16 protein-coding genes are annotated in these 18,056 nt (G+C 63.9%); 5 read left to right on the top strand and 11 right to left on the bottom strand.

The genetic code is table 11. The annotated features are described in order from the left end of the window. Positions 1 to 12: 12 nt before the first annotated feature. Positions 13 to 498, top strand: a complete 486-nt coding sequence (locus QM685_RS02420; RefSeq protein ID WP_415112363.1) for a Fur family transcriptional regulator — start codon at positions 13 to 15, stop codon at positions 496 to 498. A 139-nt stretch (positions 499 to 637) separates the two neighbouring features. Further along, positions 638 to 862, top strand: coding sequence for a hypothetical protein (locus QM685_RS02415; RefSeq protein ID WP_415112361.1), 225 nt, complete (start codon positions 638 to 640; stop codon positions 860 to 862). A gap of 62 nt (positions 863 to 924) precedes the next feature. On the opposite strand, the gene cysS is transcribed toward QM685_RS02415, so the two are convergent. The 4 genes from cysS to QM685_RS02395 all read right to left on the bottom strand — a co-directional run bounded on the left by cysS (position 925) and on the right by QM685_RS02395 (position 7,278). Continuing rightward, positions 925 to 2,337 (bottom strand): cysteine--tRNA ligase, encoded by a 1,413-nt coding sequence (gene cysS / locus QM685_RS02410; RefSeq protein WP_415112359.1) that lies wholly within the window; start codon positions 2,335 to 2,337, stop codon positions 925 to 927. Then, positions 2,334 to 3,497 (bottom strand): CobW family GTP-binding protein, encoded by a 1,164-nt coding sequence (locus QM685_RS02405; protein WP_415112357.1) that lies wholly within the window; start codon positions 3,495 to 3,497, stop codon positions 2,334 to 2,336. Before QM685_RS02405 ends, cysS begins: the two co-directional genes overlap by 4 nt. A 140-nt stretch (positions 3,498 to 3,637) precedes the next feature. Next, positions 3,638 to 4,858, bottom strand: a complete 1,221-nt coding sequence (zigA, locus tag QM685_RS02400; protein WP_415112355.1) for a zinc metallochaperone GTPase ZigA — start codon at positions 4,856 to 4,858, stop codon at positions 3,638 to 3,640. Between the two features lie 317 nt (positions 4,859 to 5,175). Further along, positions 5,176 to 7,278: a TonB-dependent receptor gene (locus tag QM685_RS02395; protein ID WP_415112353.1), complete on the bottom strand. Its 2,103-nt coding sequence runs from the start codon at positions 7,276 to 7,278 to the stop codon at positions 5,176 to 5,178. Positions 7,279 to 7,513: 235 nt separating this feature from the next. Here QM685_RS02395 and QM685_RS02390 point away from each other — a divergent pair, with 235 nt between their 5' ends. The 3 genes from QM685_RS02390 to QM685_RS02380 all read left to right on the top strand — a co-directional run bounded on the left by QM685_RS02390 (position 7,514) and on the right by QM685_RS02380 (position 8,997). Then, a complete protein-coding gene (locus QM685_RS02390) occupies positions 7,514 to 7,966 on the top strand; it encodes a Fur family transcriptional regulator (RefSeq protein WP_415112351.1) in 453 nt (150 codons plus the stop codon). A 312-nt stretch (positions 7,967 to 8,278) separates the two neighbouring features. Beyond that, positions 8,279 to 8,614 carry an ArsR/SmtB family transcription factor gene (locus QM685_RS02385; protein ID WP_415112349.1) on the top strand — a complete coding sequence of 112 codons (336 nt, stop codon included), beginning with the start codon at positions 8,279 to 8,281 and terminating at the stop codon, positions 8,612 to 8,614. Positions 8,615 to 8,640: 26 nt separating this feature from the next. Next, positions 8,641 to 8,997 (top strand): hypothetical protein, encoded by a 357-nt coding sequence (locus QM685_RS02380; protein ID WP_415112347.1) that lies wholly within the window; start codon positions 8,641 to 8,643, stop codon positions 8,995 to 8,997. A 98-nt stretch (positions 8,998 to 9,095) separates the two neighbouring features. Here QM685_RS02380 and QM685_RS02375 read toward each other — a convergent pair whose 3' ends face one another. From QM685_RS02375 to QM685_RS02345, 7 genes are all read right to left on the bottom strand, one after another. Continuing rightward, the gene (locus QM685_RS02375) at positions 9,096 to 10,463 is read right to left on the bottom strand and encodes a c-type cytochrome (RefSeq protein WP_415112345.1); all 1,368 of its coding nucleotides are present in this window, start codon (positions 10,461 to 10,463) and stop codon (positions 9,096 to 9,098) included. 3 nt (positions 10,464 to 10,466) lie between these two features. After that, positions 10,467 to 12,239, bottom strand: coding sequence for a GMC family oxidoreductase (locus QM685_RS02370; RefSeq protein ID WP_415112343.1), 1,773 nt, complete (start codon positions 12,237 to 12,239; stop codon positions 10,467 to 10,469). Between the two features lie 79 nt (positions 12,240 to 12,318). Further along, positions 12,319 to 12,972, bottom strand: coding sequence for a gluconate 2-dehydrogenase subunit 3 family protein (locus QM685_RS02365; RefSeq protein ID WP_415112341.1), 654 nt, complete (start codon positions 12,970 to 12,972; stop codon positions 12,319 to 12,321). Positions 12,973 to 13,432: 460 nt separating this feature from the next. Beyond that, a complete protein-coding gene (locus QM685_RS02360; RefSeq protein ID WP_415112339.1) occupies positions 13,433 to 14,398 on the bottom strand; it encodes an amidohydrolase family protein in 966 nt (321 codons plus the stop codon). Between the two features lie 31 nt (positions 14,399 to 14,429). After that, positions 14,430 to 15,752, bottom strand: coding sequence for an MFS transporter (locus QM685_RS02355; RefSeq protein WP_415112337.1), 1,323 nt, complete (start codon positions 15,750 to 15,752; stop codon positions 14,430 to 14,432). A 100-nt stretch (positions 15,753 to 15,852) separates the two neighbouring features. Continuing rightward, on the bottom strand, positions 15,853 to 16,773 hold the full coding sequence (locus tag QM685_RS02350; protein WP_415112335.1) for a dihydrodipicolinate synthase family protein: 921 nt from the start codon (positions 16,771 to 16,773) through the stop codon (positions 15,853 to 15,855). A gap of 35 nt (positions 16,774 to 16,808) precedes the next feature. Further along, on the bottom strand, positions 16,809 to 17,810 hold the full coding sequence (locus QM685_RS02345; RefSeq protein ID WP_415112333.1) for a 4-hydroxythreonine-4-phosphate dehydrogenase PdxA: 1,002 nt from the start codon (positions 17,808 to 17,810) through the stop codon (positions 16,809 to 16,811). Positions 17,811 to 18,056: the final 246 nt, after the last annotated feature.

Raw genomic sequence — 18,056 nt, 5'->3', positions numbered from 1 at the left:
TTACCTTCATCCATGCCGACCCGTCGACCCGCCCGCTCATCCGCGCCGCAACCTGTTACCGACTGGCCCTCCCGGCTGCGGGAGGCGGGCTTGCGCTCGACGGCGCTCAGCGTTGCCGTGCTCGAATGCCTCGAACGGATCGAACTGCCGCGATCGCACGACGAACTCGCGCGAGATCTGGCCGGCACGGCAAACGGCGCGAAGGTGGACCGCGTGACGCTGTACCGGATTCTCGACCGGCTGACCGCGGCCGGCCTGCTCATCCGCATTCAGGGATCGGACCGCGCCTGGCGCCATGCGCTCGCGCAGCACCAGGGCGCGAGCGGCTATTTCGAGTGCGACCAGTGCCACAGCATTTCCGCACTCCCCGCGGATCCGGAACTGGCCGGCGTACTGGCCCGCATCGAGCGCAAGCTGAGCCGCCGCGGCGTGCACAGCACGAATTCCGCCGTCACCATCCACGGCACCTGCCGGGACTGCGCGGGCCATAGCGTGTGAGCCCACAGGCTGGAACGACCTCCGTCCGCTGAGGGCGCCGCAACCGGCGCCCGCGGATACAGACTCATTAACGCAACACGGTTGCGTTAATGCAGTGGCCTCGCTAACATGAAATCCTGTTCGAGCGCCGGGGGTACCGATGACTTCACCGATTCCGCAGACTTTCGATACCTGGCAGCACTGCATCGAGCACGAGTGCGGTATCCCGCTGACACCGGACTTCATCCGGGAGCGTCTGAGCGTGCTCGGCGATACAGACCATGCCGAAACGCACCGGTTTGTACGCCTGTATGGCGAAGCGCACAGGCAGCGTGTGCTGGCGTGGTTTTCGAGGGCTCTGGAAAACTCATCCGCGCACGTGTGAAGTCTGATCCTCGCGCCCCGTACGTCCGTTGCCGAGGGGTTGCTCGTTGAACGAGCTTCACGTCATGCGGTTACCCCATGACTGCGACGCCAGACCGTCCCGTGAGGCGTGTCCTCGAGCTGGATACCCGCACGCACCAGTTCGTCACGCAGCGCGTCGGCCTCGGCGAATGCGCGCTGCCGGCGTGCTTCGGTACGGCGGGCGACGAGCGATTCCACCCATGCGTCATCCGGTGCGGGCAGTTCACCGGCAAAACCGCGCAGCGCATCCAGTGCCCGAGCCGGTTCCTGCTGAAGCAGGCCGAGCAACTGTGCGGACGCCAGCAAGCGCGCCTTCGCCCACTGCCGGGCCGGTCCCCGGGACGCCTGCTCGAGCTCTTCCAGCAGCCGATACAGACGGGCGAGCGCGCGCGGTACGTTCAGGTCGTTCGAGAGTGCCGCCTCCACCTCGCTGTCGGGTCCGGTCCCCAGATGCGGAAGTTCCGACACCGCATCGAGCGCCACATAGGCCCGCCGCAGCGTCCGGTGTGCCGCCTGTAACCGCTGCACGCTCCAGTCGAGTGGATGACGGTAGTGGGTCGAGAGCAGCGCCAGCCGGATCGCTTCGCCGGGCGCGTGCGCGAGCAGGTCGCGCACCAGCAGCACGTTGCCGAGCGACTTGGACATCTTCCGCCCGTCGACCGTGACGAAGCTGTTGTGCACCCACATCCGGCAATACGGCTCGCCGTCATGCGCACAGACGCCCTGCGCAATCTCGTTCTCGTGATGCGGGAAAATCAGGTCCTGCCCGCCACCATGGATGTCGATCGTGCGTCCCAGATGCCGTCCGATCATCGCCGAACATTCGATGTGCCACCCCGGACGGCCTCGCCCCCAGGGACTCGCCCAGCCCGGCAGGTCATCCGTCGACGGTTTCCAGAGCACGAAGTCGAGCGGATCGCGCTTGAAGGGCGCGACTTCCACCCGCGCGCCGGCGATCATCTCCTGCGTGCGGCGTCCCGACAGCCGGCCGTATGCCGGAAAGGACGGCACATGGAACAGCACGTGTCCTTGCGCAACATACGCGTGATGCCGCTCGATCAGCGCACCGATGAGCTCGACGATGTCCGGGATATGCTCCGTCACCCGCGGCTCGATATCCGGTCGAAGAACGCCGAGCGACTGCATGTCCTGGTGGTACGCGTCGATATACCGCGACGTGACGCCGCCGATCGACACGCCTTCGCGGCGCGCCATTTCATTGATCCGGTCATCGACGTCGGTGAAGTTGCGCGCGTACAGCACGGACCGGTAACGCCTGCGCAGCAGTCGGGCAAGCAGGTCGAACACGACCGCCGGCCGGGCATTGCCGATATGCGCATAGTCGTAGACCGTGGGGCCACACACGTACATCGTGACGGCGTCCGGCACGCCGGTTCGTAACGGCTCCCGGCGCCGGGTCAGCGTGTTGTATAGCGTGATGGCAGGCAGCGTCATCCGGACCGGGCCTCCTGCGCGCGGATGACGCCCACCTCGCTGAACAGCCGGAACGTTTCCTCGATCGTGTGGCGTTCGACAGCGCGTGTGATGAAGACGATCCGCGAGCGCCGGTCCTCGCCCGGCCACGCATCGAGCGGCACCGGCGGATGGAACACGTGCTGCACGCCGTGGATGACGATCGGCCTGTCCTCGCCCTGCATGTTCAGGATGCCTTTGATCCGCAGCATCGAAGGGCCCAGCAGCGACAGCAGAACATCGAGCCAGTCCGTCAGCACCTGTTCCGGAATCGGCTCGTCGACCGTGAAGCAGAACGCCCGGATCTGGTCGTCGTGGCGGTTGACGTCGTGTTCATGCCCGTGATGGTGGTGCGGGTGTTCGTGCCCATGATGCGCGTGGGCATGACCATCATGATGTGTATCGTGATGATCGTGTCCGTGGCCGTGGTCGTGATGATCTTCCCCATGATGATGGCCGTGATCATCGGACCGATACTGCTCGTCGGCAAGCCAGCGTTCCACGTCCGCGATCTTGCCGTCCGCCGTGAAAAGGCCCAGATCCAGTATCCGGCTCGCCGCCAGTTCGCCGTGACTGACCTGGATGAGTTCCGCGGCCGGATTGATCGCATGCAGCCGGCTGGCGAGCCGCTCCAGTGCGCCGGCATCCACGAGATCCGTCTTCGTCAGCAGCAGCCTGTCGGCCATCGCGGCCTGCTTGACCGCCTCGACGTGCGAATCGAGCGTCGCTTCGCCGTTGCGGGCGTCGATCGTCGTCACGAGGCCGTCGAGCCGGTAGCGATCCCGCAGGTCGCTGTGCGTCGCCAGCGTATGCACGATGGGCGCCGGATCCGCGAGCCCGGTCGTCTCGATCACCACGCGGCTGAACTGCTGCTTGCCCTCGCGCGCGAACCGCCAGTGGATGTCCTTGAGCGTGCGCACCAGATCGCCGCGGATCGTGCAGCACAGGCAGCCGCTGCTCATCTCGACCACGATGTCTTCGCGACTGTGCGCGACGAGCAGATGATCGAGTCCGATCTCGCCGAACTCGTTGATCAGCACCAGCGCATCCGCCATTTCCGGCTGCTGCACCAGCCGGTTCAGCACCGTCGTCTTGCCGCTGCCGAGAAAACCCGTCAGCAGGGTGACTGGAATGATGTCCATCGCGCACTCCCCGTTTCGTTGATCCAGCTTTCCCAAATCCGGCAGTTGTGCCTTCCTCCCTTCGCGCGACCGGCGCCCGGGCCGGGACGGCCTTTGCCCGCCACGCCGCGCACGGCGTGCCGCTTCGCCGGGCCGCGCGCTCATGCCGTGCCTGCTTCCTCGGGCACCCGGCCGCCCCACGCGGGGAACGGATCCTCATACGGGGCCCATGCCTGCGGACCGTGAGCCATTTCGGCATCCGTGAGCAGGCACGCGTCGAGGCGCTGGCGCAGCGCTGCCTCGTCCATGTCGATGCCGATCAGTACCAGTTCCTGATGCGCGTCGCCGACATCCGGATCCCAGTTACGCCTGATGAATGCCACCGCTTCGGGTTCGGTCGGCCAGTGCGATTTCGGCACGGCTGCCCACCACAGCCCCGCCATGCCATGCCGGCACACGGCACCGGCCTGCGACCACGATCCCACATGGGCCGGCCGGCTTGCCAGCCAGAAGAATCCCTTCGAACGCACCACCCCCGGCCATTCGCTGTTCACGAGATCCCAGAAACGCTTCGGGTGCATCGGACGGCGCGCCCGCCAGACGAAGCTGCGGATGCCGTACTCCTCCGTCTCCGGCGTATGTTCGCCGCGCAGTTCCCTGAGCCAGCCCGGCGCCTTCGACGCCTCCTCGAAATCGAACAGCTTCGTGTCCAGCACCCGGTCGAGCGGCACACGGCCGAATTCGGCGATCTCGATCCGGGCTCGCGGATTGAGGCTGTGCAGGATCGCCATCAGGCGCTCGCGGCCGGCATCATCGATCAGATCGACCTTGTTCAGGACGATCACGTCGCAGAATTCGATCTGGTCGATCAGCAGATCGACGACCGTGCGTTCGTCCTCGTCGCCGAGTGACTCGCCGCGCGACTGCAGACTGTCCTGCGAGCCGTAGTCGCGCAGGAAGTTGAACGCATCGACGACCGTGACCATCGTGTCGAGCCGCGCGACGTCGGACAGGCTCTGGCCGCCTTCGTCGGCAAACGTGAACGTCTCGGCGACGGGCAGCGGCTCCGAGATGCCGGTCGATTCGATGACCAGATGGTCGAACCGTCCCTCCTTCGCAAGACGGTTGACTTCCAGCAGCAGGTCTTCGCGAAGGGTGCAGCAGATGCAGCCGTTGCTCATCTCGACGAGCTTCTCGTCGGTGCGCGAAAGCTGCGCACCGCCATCGCGCACGAGCGCGGCATCGATATTGACCTCGCTCATGTCGTTGACGATGACGGCGACACGCCGCCCTTCGCGGTTGTTCAGGATATGGTTGAGCAGCGTGGTCTTGCCCGCGCCGAGAAAGCCGGAAAGGACCGTGACCGGCAGTCGTGCATCCATGGAATGACTCCTTGTGTACCTTGCGTATCGGGGGATATCGAATGCGCGGCCCCGCACCAGGGCGGTCGGGCAGGGTGCGGAGCGTTGCGGCAAGCATTGCAGGCTCACGCCCGAACACCGCGCATCCCGGCAGCCGCGGCCAGGGGCCATCGACCGTCGATGCCCCCTTCCGCCGGATTATACATAAACGCAACTGTGTTGCATTTATGTGGAGCGACTGCCGGAACGGACCGCATACCGGCCGGGGCTACGTCGACGTTCCCCGAGACCCGCGACGCCTACCGTCACCTGTCGCCGACGCGCGTCCGGCGACCCGCTCAGAACGTGGTGCGCAGCCCCACCATCACGCTGCGGCCACCTTCCGGAGCGATGTCCCGGACAACCGAACTCGCATAACGGATGTCCTGGTTCGTGAGGTTGTCGCCGCGGACATACGCGAGCCAGTTCGTCGTACCGACGTGGAATCTGTAGGTCAGTATGAGACCGAGTTTTGTATAGCTGGCCGTCGGCAGATCGTCTTCAGGCACACGATGCTGCCCCCATGCATGCTCCATTTCGGCACGGGCGCCGAACGGACCGTAACCGTAGTCCACCGCGAGCGTCGCGCGCAGCGGCGAGATACGGGGCAGCGGTTCATCGTTATCCATGTTGCGCGCGTGCGTGTAGTCGCCGACCAGTTCGATATCGACCTGGTGGGCGCCCTTCTGGAATACCCGCCACTTGCCGTCAAGCTCGATGCCGTAGAACTCCGCGCGTACGCCGCGATACACCGCCTCGTTCAATGCATCGTCGGTGCCGGGCGCGACCACCTGATCATCGTCATCGACGAGTCGCCCGGTGTTGTACTCGGTCAGATAGTTCCTGAAGCGGCTGTAGAACACGCTGACGCTGCCTCTGTTCGGACCACGCTCAAAACGCAGCGACAGGTCGGTCGAGACCGCCTTCTCCTTCTGCGCATCGGGATTGCCAATCAGGTACTGCCCGGTCGCATCGTGCGGGCCGTTTGCATAAAGCTCGTAGAGCGCCGGCGCGCGTTCCGTGTAGGCGACGTTGCCCGCTACCGACCACGCCGGCGCAAACCTGTACAGCGCGCCAAGCGACGCACTGACGGCATTGAAATCGCGATCCATGGCACTGGCGAACTTCTCGTTGCCCGCGGCAGTCGGATCCTGCTTCACGTGCTCGTAGCGCGCCCCCGCACTGAGTTTGAATGCGTCGGTGACGTTCCATTCCTCGAGCCCGAACAGCGCGACGTTGGTTGTCTGCGTCGTCGGAACGAGCGCCTCGTCACCGAGCGCCGAGAACGTATTCTGGCTGAGCTGGACACCTACCGCGCCTTCGAACGGGCCGATCTTGCGGTGCCGTGCCTCGATCCGCGCCTCATACCCGTGATTACGGAAGGTGGTGCTGGTTTCGCCGTTGTCGATTTCCTTGTGCTCGTAGTCCGTGTAGCCAAAATCGAACTTCAGTTGTGAGAACGGCCCCTGCAGATTGCGTACTTCCGATGCGAACGCCACGTGGTCCTGATGCATGCGCAGCCGGACGTCGTCCTCGGCCACGGATCCGTAATTCGCCTCGTAGCCGTTGTACGACAGACCCGCGTATCCGTCCGCCCATGTGTACGAACCGCCGACCGCGCCACCGTGCCACCGGCCATCGGAGTTCGGGATGCTGCCGTAGGCTTCGTCCGCATCCGGACCATCGAGCGCGCGCTGACGGTCGGAGTGGGCAAAACCGGGAATGCGCTCCTTGCTCGTCTCGCGGTCGAACACATCCGCATGGAATGCAAACTGGCCATTGCCACCCTCGATCTGGGCCGCGCCGGCGCGCGCGTTGTTCGCTCCACCGTAACTCGCATCGACGGCGCCCGTTACGCCCCTGATGGGTTCACGGGGAATGCGATTGTCGATCGTATTCACCACCCCGCCGATGGCATTTCCGCCATAGAGCAGCGCCGCCGGTCCGCGCACGATCTCGACGCGCTCGATGGTCAGCGGCTCCTGTGGCACGGCGTGGTCATACGACAGCGACGACGCGTCCCACGCCGCCACTCCGTTCTGCAGGATCCGGATACGGTCGCCGTCCATGCCGCGGATAATCGGCCGCCCCACCATCGGGCCGTATGTCGTGGTCGACACTCCCGGCAGCCCGTTCAGCGTCTCGCCGAGCGAGTTGGTCTGCCGGCGGATCAGCGCATCGCCATACAGTGCGGTCGCCGGCGCGATCAGTTCGGCGTTTCCCAGCGGGTTGGCGGTCACGAAGACCGGTGCGAGCGAACCACCAGGGATAGCAGTGGAATCCTGAGCTGTGGTTGCCTGTTGGGACTGCGCATGCGCCAGAGCAGCCAGCAGCGCCAGTGAGAGCGGCGACAGTCGGCACGCCTGCGCGGAGAAGCGAGGAAAGATTCGGTTCACGGTCATTGTTCTAGGAAGGGTCATATCAACCGGGCGCCGAAATAAAATGATATAACATTACATATGCAATCAGCAGGTCGAGGCGCCCGGCACCAGCATCGAGGCCTCGCCGCCACGACGGGCGGCAACATTGCAATTCGCCACCATGATGCCGACGAAATGATATAACGTTACTTACAAACGGTAAAGATCAGACTTCGGGCGGGCAAGCAATATGGCGACAATAGACATCAGGACAACATTGGACGCACTCGAAAGGCGCTGTGCAGCGGGCGGCCAGCGCCTGACGTCGCTCAGGCGACAGGTTCTCAGCCTTCTGCTCGAGCGCGGCGGACGGGCGACGGCCTACGAAATCATCAACGACCTGCCCTCAGTCGGACGGCGGCCCTCGCCGCCTTCGGTGTATCGCGCACTCGAATTTCTGATGAAGATCGGAATAGTGAATCGTGTGGCTGCGACCAGCACTTTCTTTGTATCGACGACCACCAGGCGAGGCCGCCATACGATTCTTCTGGTTTGCAGGGCCTGCGGGGCGACGGAGGTACTGGCCGATGAAGGCTTCGAGCGCGCCCTGTCCAAGGCAGCGGGCGCGGCACACTACGAAGTGGATGGCGGTCAGACCGAGGTCAACGGTATCTGCGGAACCTGTCAGCGCAGCCGTAATGCCGACAAGGCCACCCGGACGTCGGCCTGACTGCTGCCCCGGCATGCGACCGCGCGACCGGCTCCGTGTTGCACGCCCCCAAGGACGATGCCCAGGTTGACCGGCCGGTATGCCCGACACGGAATCGACATGCGGCCTTCCGGATAAACGATCCTGATTCGGCAGAATTCGAGCGGACGGCAAAATGCGCGAGCAGAAAGCCAGCGCCCACCCGTCAACCCCGCTCCGGGCCATGACGCCAGCCCGTATCCGCTACGCAACCAGTTGCACCCCACGCCGCTACACACGATTGACAGTCTCGCAGAATCGTCTATCATTCTATCGAACTATTGATTGATGAATATGAAGCCTGCTTCCAGTCACAACAGTCCCGACCAGCCATCCGTTGCCGCCTCGCCCGCCCAGCTCGAGGCGGCGGGCGCAATGTTTCATGCGCTACGCGATCCGTCAAGACTGCGACTGCTCATCCTGCTGTCGCGAGGCGAGCGCAACGTCACCGAACTGGTTGAAGCCGAGCAGGCGAAGCTGGGAAGTGTTTCGGCCAGATTGAAGGTCCTGCACGCCGCGCGTCTCGTGAAGCGGCGGCGGGAAGCGAAACATGTTTTTTATGCCCTGTCCGACGACCACGTCCTGACGCTGCTCAACAGCGTTCTGGCACACGCCGCCGAGCAGGGGTAGTCCATCAACATCCTGAAGGAAAAGCCATGGCAACCTGTAACGAACCGCATCACGCCCATCATGATCACCAGCATGGCCCAGCCTGTGGCCATACGGCTATCCGGCACGGGGACCACGTCGACTATCTGCACGACGGCCATCTGCATCACCCGCATGGTGATCACGTCGACGAGCACCGTCTGGAAGTCACGGCGACCAACCCGGATCGCTGCACGCCCGATCACCAGTGCGGCGGACACGCGCCAGGACACGTGCACGGTCCTGGTTGCGGACATGAAGCCGTGCCTCATGGCGATCACGTCGACTATCTGGTCAACGGTCACCTGCATCATCCGCATGGCAATCATTGCGACGACCACGGGCCGGTCAACGTCGTTCAGTAAGCGCGCATCCAGCGTCACTGAGGGACGTCTTAACGTCCGGCTAATGCTTCCCCTGTCTCAGCGAAGCGGCTGTCTTCCCTCTTCGCGCCAGGGATTGGTTAGCGCGAAATGATTGTCGGGGGCGCGTGCAGGCTCGATCGCAACGCACCCACCCGCTTCGCGTCGACCGCGTCGGCCGCATTGCCCCAGCTATTACGGATGTACGTCGCAATCGCCGCCGTATCGGCATCCGAGAGCTTCCACGCGAACGCCGGCATCTGGGCGCTCGTTGGGTTGCTCGCCGTTGCCGCGCCGCGCCCGCCGACCAGAATCGTGCGGATCACGTTGTTTGCGCCCGGCGCCCGCAGGCCCGGATTGTTCGCGAGCGACGGCACCATCGCATCGACGCCCTCGCCGTTGGTGCGGTGACACGCGTTGCAGTTGCTCTGGTACAGGTCACGGCCGAGCGCCATCATCTGATCCGTCGACGCGACCGGTTGCGGCGCGACCCGGTTCGATCCCGGCACGCTCTTCAGATACAACGCGATCGCCTTCAGGTCGCCCGCCGTCAGATACTGCGTCGAATTGCTCACCGCCTCGCCCATCGAGCCGGCCGCGACGCTGAAGCGATTGCCGCCTGTCTGCAGATACGCGACGATATCCGCCTCGCTCCAGTTGCCGAGCCCGAGGTAGTGGTTACCGGTAATCTCCGGCGCATGCCAGTTTTCCAGATCGTAGCCTTGCAGATAGTCGGTATCGCCGCCGAGGAAGTTCTTGCCGCTGTGGCATGCGGTGCAGTGGCCGAGACCGTCGACCAGATAGGCGCCGCGGTTCCACTCGACCGACTGGGACGGATTCGGCCGGAACGGCGTCGGATCGAAGAACAACAGGTTCCAGCCGACCATCATCGCGCGGATGTTGAACGGGAACGGCAGCCGGTTCGCGGGCGGTGCCTCGGCGACGGGCGACACCGTCTTCAGGTAAGCGAAGATGTCGAGCAGATCGCGATCGCTGACTCGCGCGTACAGGTTGTACGGCATCGCCGGATACAGCAGCTTGTGATGCGGCGCGACGCCCTGCTTAACCGCCTCGAGGAACTGCGCGTCGGTCCAGTTGCCGATTCCATACTGAGGATCCGGCGTGATGTTGCTCGACACGATCACGCCGAATGGCGTGTTGAGTCCGAGGCCGCCCGCGAACGGCTTGCCGCCCTGCGCGGTATGGCACGCGATGCAGTCGCCGGCCCGCGCGAGATACAGGCCGCGCTTCACCGCATCGGTCTGCGCACTGCCGTCCGCCTGCCCGTATTCGTCGATCAGCTTCAGCATCGCCACGTCGCCGGGGTCCGCGTTGCGCTGCGTGGTGCGCCACGCGAATAGTCCCGCCAGCACCAGCAGCGCGAGTATCACGAGTATCGCGATTGCGATCCAGACGTAGCGAGCGCGTCCGCCCGACAGCTTGCGTTGTTGAGTGGGGGTGTGCGACATCGTTCACACCTTGACCAGCGCGCCGGGCGCTTTCAGATACTGATCGCGAATCGCCTGCGCCGCGTGTAACGTCAGCGCCGCGACCGTGCCCGTCGGATTGTAGCCACCGTTGTTCGCGAACGCCGACGCGCCGCAGACGAACGTGTTCGGTACATCCCAGCTCTGCAGATACCTGTTCACCGCGCTCGTCTTCGGATCGTCGCCCATGCACGCGCCACCCGTCGTGTGCGACGACAGGTTCGTCATCGGCGTGAACGGCGCCGCGGTCGGCTCGGAGCGTTCGATGATCTCGGCGTTCATCGCGCGAGCGATCTCCTCCGACTTGTCAGCCATGAACTTTGCCGAGCGCTTGTCGTTCTCGTTCCAATCGAACGTCACGCGCAGAAGCGGCTGGCCGTGCCGGTCCTTGTAGACCGGATCCAGGTCGAGGAACACGTCGCGATGCGGATAGCTGTTCCCCATCACATAGATTGAATTGAAGTTCTGATATGCCTTTCGGTACGCCTTCTTCCACTCGGATCCCCACGCGGGCGTACCCTTGGGTACGCCTGAGGACATCCCGATGGGGCGTCCATTCGTCGAGTGAATCAGCGCGACGCCACCACCGATGAAGTCGTGATCCGAATGGTCGAAATTGTCGCCGTTGAAATCGTCGATCGCCTGCGCGAGCGCGCCCGCGCCGATGAACGGATTCAGGTGCTGGTCCTTCAGCCAGATCGATGCGCCGGAGATGGTCTGGTACGCGTAGTTGCGCCCGACCACGCCCTCGCCGGTATCGCGGTTGTACGGCTTGCCGATGCCGGACAGCAGCATCAGCCGCACATTGTCGAACTGGTACGCGGACAGCACGACGATGTCGGCCGGCTGCTCCCACTCCTGTCCGTCCTTGTCGATCAAGGTCACACCGACGGCCATCGACTTGTCCGGCGTCAGATTCACGCGCAGCACCTCGGAATCCGGAATCACGCTGAAATTCCTGCGTGCCATCAGCGCGGGCAGCACGCACGCCTGCGGACTGCTCTTCGACCAGTTGCCACAGCCGAAGAATTCGCAATAGCCGCAATACGTGCACGGCGCCATCTTTACCCCGAGCGTGTTCGTGTACGCGCCGGAGGTGTTGCCGGCCGGCACCGCGAACGGGTGATAGCCGAGCTCGCGGGTCGCCTTGTCGAACAGCAGCGCGGCCTGCGTGCGTGCGAGCGGCGGCAGCGGATAGTCGCGGCTGCGCGGCCCCTCGAACACGTTGCCGCCTTCGATCTTCTGGCCGCGAATGTTGCCCGCCTTGCCGGACGTGCCCGCGATCCGTTCGAACTTGTCGTAGAACGGCTCGAGATCGTCGTAGGTCACGCCCCAGTCCTGTACCTGAAGTCCCTCCACGAAGCGGTTCTTGCCATATTTTTCGACCGTGTTCGTGTAGGTGACGAAGTCGGTCGGCAGGAACCGCCAGGTCATCCCGTTCCAGTGCGTGCCGGCACCGCCGACGCCCCAGCCGAACTGATAGGTGTTCAGGTCGCGCAATGGCAGCGCTTCCTGGTCGGGCCGGTTGCGGAATGTCATCGTCTCGACGCTCAGCGGCTGTAGCAACTCGCGTCGCCGCGCATATCGCAGCTCGTCCGTGTCGATCGTCGTCGGGAAGTCGGTGCTCGTGTCGCGCCAACTGCCGCGCTCGATCGCGACGACGGTCAGGCCGGCTTCAGTCAGTTCGTTCGCCATCAATGAGCCGGCCCAGCCGAGGCCGACGATGACCGCATCCGCTTTTGGCCGCTTTTGCGCCATGCTGAACGCTCCTTCTTCTCAATTGTGGGGGATCCGCGGTGAAAACCCGATGGGCTTACGCGGTTGTCATGGATTCGGGTCAGGTTTGCTTGCGCACGAAGCTGACGGGCTGGATGTCGAGCGCTTGCCCAGGCTTGTCGATGTAGTCGCGAAAGTCGTATAGCGCGCCCGGGAAGCCGACCATCTTCCAGCCGGCCATGTCCTTGTTGCCACCATAGATCGGATCCGAGAAGAAGCCTTCGCGGACGTTCCACAGCACAAGAGTGAAGAATTGCTTCGCATCGACGCCCGGCATCGACAGCGTGCCCGCCTCCCATTGGCGAAGCAGCGCGTCCTGCGCGTCTCCCGAGAGGTCAACGAAGCGCTTGCCGCCGGACTGTACCTTCACCGCGCTCTCGAACGCCGAGAGGCCCTTGCGCCAGCGCGCGCCAGGGCCTTCGCTGAATTGCTGGCCGGCCTGCGGCAGCCCCTGTTTCAGCGGGCCGTCGAGATAAAGATAGGTGCCTTTGCCGTATGGGCCGGCAAGCTGCGCATCGATGAACACCGCGCAGCCGGCTTCCTTGCCGCCGATGCTCAGGTCGTCCGCGGGAATGAGACGATCGGCGATCGCCTCGGTGAGAGCCGCTTCGTCGGCCGTGAAGAATTTCCAGCCATCGGCGATAACCGGCTGGGGCGGGGGCGACGCGCTGCCAGTCCACGGCGCACCACCCCAGATGATTTTTATTTTAGCCATCGCCACGCTTGCGGCCAACAGTGCAAACGAGACAAGGAAGCTGCGTCTACGCATAGCCCCTCCTGTTATGACGACACAATGGCACTTCCACTCTGCCTGCTTGCGATGCAGCCGTATTGTCTACGAGGGAGCGCGATAGATCGTAATACAGGACACAAAATCTTGATGGCATGGCGAAGAGTAATCATGCGTAAGCTCTCGCTGGGGTTAATGTAATTCAAGTCATGACGGTGTCAGTGTGAAGCATAGCTTAACCGGGCGTCAGGGAATAGCGGTCAAGTTTGTCAGGATAAGGCAACGCTGTTCCGACAATTGTTTGACAGTGAAATGGGAGCGTCATAAATTTCAGGCTGAAACTTTTGCCGGAAGTTCTCCATGAACGGCCAATGCGCCGGCAATATGCGAATGTGCAGAGACGTAGATATATGAAGAAAATTCGCTTTTCTTCTTTTACGCAAGTTCAAGACTGCCGTTGAGCGTCTAAAACCTCGCCCTGCGCAGGCACGCGATAAACCCGCCGGCACGTGCCCGCGAAAAGCTCCCGCAATTGCGCTTCACTCGCATCCGGCAAAGCACCGAGCACATCGCCGACCATTTCTTCGAAGCTCGCCGAGAGACTGCCCACCGGCAGATTGCTGGCAAACATCGAGCGCGAGAACCCGAACATCTCCACGGCCTCGCGAACGACGCGCCGGTTGCTCGCGCTGTCCCACACGCCATCCTTCAGTCCCAGTTCCGAAACTTTGAGGTGCACGTTACGGCAGTCGGCCAACGCGGCCATGCCGCGCCGCCATATAGCGAGCCCAGCCTCCGAGCGATCCAGCGGCAGTCCGAGATGATTGAGCACGATGGTCGTATCCGGAATGCCGCGCGCGACTTCCGCCGCTTCCTCCAGATGCCAGTACGGCACGCGAAGATCCCACGACAGGCCGTGACGCGCCAGCATCGCCAGACCGCGCAGCCAGGTCTCGTCCTGCATGCTGCCCGGCTCGCCTCGCACGCTCGCCCGAGCGTGCATCGAGGTGACGGGCTTGGAACGCACGCCGCGCACCAGCGGATCGGCCGCGTGCGCGGCGAGCACCTCCACGCAATCGTCCTGGGTGAAATACACGTGCGCGACCGCGACGGACGGCAAGCCTTCGCGCGCGTTGAGCCGCGCGACGAAGTCATTCTCCGCGACCTGCTCGCGCCGCGAGCGCTCCGCTTCGACATGCACTGTCCCGATCACGTCGAAGCCTGCCGTCGCCGCACGATAATCCGCCGGCAGAAAATCACGGCAGATCGCGTGATAGTCGCCGAGAAAGAACTGCGGGTTGTAGGCGTCGGTCAGCCACGGATAGTGACCGTCCGCAAGATCGAAGAAATGCTGATGCGCATCGAGAATCGGCAAGTCGAAGCCGATGCTGTTTCGAAAGCGTGGTTTCATGTGGCGTTTCGGAGATGTTCGACGACAGGCTTCATCGATTGACGAGCCGCGCGGGAATCGACAGCACCAGCAGCGCACCCGCGACGAGCACGGCGCACATCAGCCAGATGGACGCCTCGCTGGTGCCGGTCATCTGCTTCACGAAGCCGACGATATACGGTCCGAGAAACCCGGACAGATTGGCGAGGCAGTTGATCAGCGCGATCCCGGCCGCGGCCGCCGCGCCGCTCAGAAGCGCCGTCGGCAGACTCCAGAACATCGGCGGAATGGCGAGTATGCCAAAGTTCGCCACGCACAGCGCAAGCACGCCGAGCACGGGTTCGTGCTGCCAGATCACCGTCAGGGCCAGTCCCGCCGCGCCGATCAGGAACAGCGCGGCCAGATGCCAGCGGCGCTCGCCGTGCCGGTCCGCGCTGCGGCCGAACAGGATCATCGCGGGAATCGCGCACAGGCTCGGCAGCGCGGACAGCAGGCCGATCCGCAGATCGCTCGCGACGCCCATGTTCCTGATGAGCGTCGGCATCCAGAAGCCGAGGCCGTACATCGCGAAGATATTGGCGAAGAAGATCAGGCACATGATGGCGAGATGGCGATTGGCGAACATCTCGCGCATCGACAAATGCGGCTTGTGACGCACCTCGTTCTGCATCAGGCGCAGCAAATTGGCGCGCTCGCCGGCATCGAGCCATTGCGCGTCCTCGATCCTGTCATCCAGCGTGGCGAGGATCAGGCCCGCCACGGCGATGGTCGGAAGCGCTTCGAGCAGGAACATCCACTGCCAGCCCGCGAGTCCCCAGACGCCCGGCATGGTCTGCAGGATCCAGCCGGACACCGGACCGCCGATCAGCCCGGACAACGCCAGCGCGATATAGAACACGCCCATCACGCGCCCGCGACGGTGCGCGGGAAACCAGCTCGTGAGGTAATAGATGACGCCCGGAATGAAGCCCGCTTCGGCCACGCCGAGCGCGAAACGCGCGGCATAGAACTGCCACGGCGTGGTCACGAACATCATGAGGGCGGAGACCACGCCCCAGCTCACCATGATGCGCGCCAGCCAGCGCCGCGCCCCGACGCGATAGAGAATCATGTTGCTCGGGACTTCGAAGAAGAAATAGCCGACGAAGAAGATGCCCGCGCCAAAGCCGTACATCGCGTCGCTCAGGCCGAGCGCCTGCGCCATGTGCAGTTTGGCGAAGCCCACGTTGACGCGGTCGATCGAAGCGGCCAGATAGCCGAGCATCAGCACCGGCAGAAAGCGCCATGCGATCTTGCGGAACAGCCGCTGCTCGTCGTCGAACGCCATTGCGGATGGCTCCGCGCTCGATGAACTGCCTGGAAAAGCCGAAGTCATGATGTCTCCTGACGCTGCGCCGGATCGCGAGCGTTTTATGTTGGTCGAGTTTTAGCGACGATGGACGCGCGCACGGTTTGCGCGCGCGTTCGAACGAGGCTCAGCGGCCCCAGCGCAAGACCAGCGGATCGAGCCTGCGCGCCACCTTGAACAGCCCTTCGCGCACCTTGGGATGCATCGGCGCAAGCGGGTGGCGTACCGCGTCCGAGCGGATCACGCCGCCTTCCTTCATCAGCGTCTTGCACGCCGCAAGCCCGCACTGGCGGTTCTCGTAATTGATGAGCGGAAGCCATTGCTGATAGAGCTCCGCCGCCTGCTCCGTGTCGCCGGACGCATACGCATCGACGATCTTGCGGATGCCGTCGGGATAGCCGCCGCCGGTCATCGCGCCGGTCGCGCCCGCATCGAAGTCCGGGATCAGCGTGATGGCTTCCTCGCCGTCCCACGGGCCGACGATCGCGTCGCCGCCCAGCTCGATCAGCTCGCGCAGCTTCGAAGCAGCCTGCGCCGTCTCGATCTTGAAGTACGACACGTGCTCGACTTCCTTTGCCAGTTTCGCGAGGAACGGCGCGGACAGCGGCGTGCCCGCGACCGGCGCGTCCTGGATCATGATCGGAATGTCGATCGCATCCGACACGCGCTGGTAGAACTCCTGGATGCCGCGCTCGTTCACGCGGATCGTCGCGCCATGATACGGCGGCATGACCATGACCATCGCGGCGCCCGCGTCCTGCGCCGCGCGGCTGCGCTCGGCGCAGATCTGCGAGCCGAAGTGTGTGGTCGTGACGATCACCGGCACGCGACCCGCCACATGTTCGAGCACCGTGCGCTGCACGGCCTCGCGTTCGGCGTCGGAGAGCACGAACTGCTCGGAAAAGTTGGCGAGAATGCACACGCCATGCGAACCGGCATCGATCATGAAATCGATCGCGCGCTTCTGGCCTTCGAGATCGAGCCGTCCGTCTTCGCCGAATATGGTGGGCGCGACGGGGAACACGCCGCGATAGGTCGATGCAGTCATTTGAACGATGTCTCCTTGAAGTTATCTATATGGCGTCAGCTCAAACGGTCTTGCGCCATGCGCACGGCGATGTCGAAAGCCTTCTGCGTCGCGCCGACGTCCGCCCTGCCCTTGCCGTGAATGTCGAACGCGGTGCCGTGCGCGGGCGTGGTGATCGGCACCGGCAAGCCGCCGTGAACCGTCACGCCGCGCCAGAAGCCCATCAGCTTCATCGCGATCTGTCCTTGATCGTGGTACATCGTGACCACGCCGTCGAACGCCTTCTGGTCACGCGCGCGCACGAAAATCGTATCGGCGGGGAACGGACCCTGCGCGTCGAAGCCGAGCGCGCGTGCACGCTCGACAGCCGGCGCGATCACGTCCAGCTCCTCGCGGCCGAATGCGCCGTTGTCGCCGTTATGCGGATTGAAACCGCACACCGCAATCCGCGGCGCCGCGATGCCCGCGCGCTTCAGGCCACTGTCGATCAACTGGATCGCGCCGACGATGCGCTGCTCCGACAGCCGCGCGCTCACGTCCTTGAGCGCCATATGCGACGTGACGCGCGAAGTCCACAACTCATCGAGCACGTTGAACTCGCAGAATGCCCCGCTGTAGCCGAGTTGCCGTGCAAACCATTCCATCTCGTCGCTCGTCTCCATACCCGCCATGTGCAGCGAGGTCTTGTTGACGGGAGCGAAGATCATCGCGTGAGTGCGTTTGTCCTGCGTCAGCGCCAGCGCCTTCCTGAATGCTTCGAGGCTGTAGCGGCCGCCACGCTCCGTCGCTACGGCGCGCTCATAGGGCACGTCGTCGGCGAGGCGAAAATCGATCAGCGAGGGTACGTCGGTATCGCGCTTCGCATCGGCTTCGCTCTCGACCACGGTGTAGTCGAAACGCTGTTGCGCGATCTCCATGCCGTGTTCGAGTTCGCGCCTGTCGCCGATGATGAGCAGATCGGCGCGCGCGCGGTTTTCAGGCTGCGCGAGCAAACGCGCGATGAGTTCGGGACCGATGCCGGCGGGGTCGCCAAGAAGGACTGCAATACGGGGTTTCATCGTAGATTTACCTTTCAGATATCAGTGCGTGCGGTACAGGTCGATGGCCCCACAAAGCACGGTCGCGCCGGCGACCACCTTGCGTGCTCCGTCCTGTTGACTGCCGCGCGGGCTACCTTGGCCCTGCTGTCATGCGGCTCGTCTTGCGAGCTCATTCGATGATGTCGAAGTCCTTCAGATGCTTGTCCGAAAGCGTGATGCCGAGGCCGGGCGTGTCGTCGGAGAGTTGCAGATAGCCGTTCTCCG

Source organism: Paraburkholderia sp., assembly GCF_047605525.1.
Taxonomy (GTDB): Bacteria; Pseudomonadota; Gammaproteobacteria; order Burkholderiales; family Burkholderiaceae; genus Paraburkholderia.
Note: the sequence above shows the minus strand (reverse complement) of the source record. Positions and strands in the feature narration are given on the sequence as shown.